Source organism: Geobacillus sp. WSUCF1 (assembly GCF_000422025.1).
Taxonomy (GTDB): Bacteria; Bacillota; Bacilli; order Bacillales; family Anoxybacillaceae; genus Geobacillus; species Geobacillus zalihae.
Genome location: NZ_ATCO01000276.1, coordinates 1 through 889, shown reverse-complemented (window position 1 = coordinate 889; position 889 = coordinate 1). Strand labels below are relative to the sequence as shown.

At 33.7% G+C, this 889-nt stretch carries 1 protein-coding gene; it reads right to left on the bottom strand.

The annotated features are described in order from the left end of the window. Positions 1–173: 173 nt before the first annotated feature. Positions 174–842 carry an LAGLIDADG family homing endonuclease gene (locus I656_RS19590; protein ID WP_369770221.1) on the bottom strand — a complete coding sequence of 223 codons (669 nt, stop codon included), beginning with the start codon at positions 840–842 and terminating at the stop codon, positions 174–176. Positions 843–889: the final 47 nt, after the last annotated feature.

The window sequence follows — 889 nt, the reverse complement described above, 5'->3', positions numbered from 1 at the left end:
CAACCGCTTCGGCAATCCGTTGAATCTCTTCATCCGAAACAAGTTTTTACATCAAATTCGGGAGTGTGGTATGCTTGTTCATAGAGAGCACCTCCTGGGTTTGTTTGTGTCGTTACTCACATTCTACAGGAAAGGTGCTCTTTTTTCTATACCCTTTGGATTTTATTGGATAATCAACACGCCTGTAAACGAATATGTTTTTCGTTTTTGGTTAAGTACATTTCAAATCCTCGAGCTTTTAAATGATTCTCTAATGCTGTCATAAAATCCAAAGATCCGCCAACAAAACTGACTACATATCCATGAGAATTAATATTTCCATCACCGTCAAAATAGCCTCTTATAAAATGATTTAAATACACTTCTGGAACATACGGAAATTTTATATCCAGTGATTTATTTGGTGTGATACCATGTATCTCCATTAAATCGTTTTTCATAACTTTGCTATTGAGATATAACATATAAACACCGGTTTGCTTATTTTGATAAAGTGGTTGATTAGACCCTAATTCGTCTCTGATTTGTTCTAAAATATATTTTTCTTTTTGCGCGAATCCGATCGTCTGAAAATCATTGGAGACAAAACCGTCCGCTATAAAAAAACCTAAGATATAAGCCATATTTTTAGACCAAGTCTTGAAATAATCTTCATTTAACTTATACTTACGCTTCCAACTACCAAACGGCCTTTTTTCAATATTATGATCAGACAAAATCATTCTTATATATCTCGGAGACACATTAGAAAGCTTTGCAATTTCAGTAGTACTAGCACCTTCAAGATAAAGTTTTATAATTTCGTCTACCTCCAACGTTCGTTTTATATTTTTTCTTGTCATCTTTAAAACCCCTTCCATATTTATTTAAAACCCGTGGTGCTAGTTGA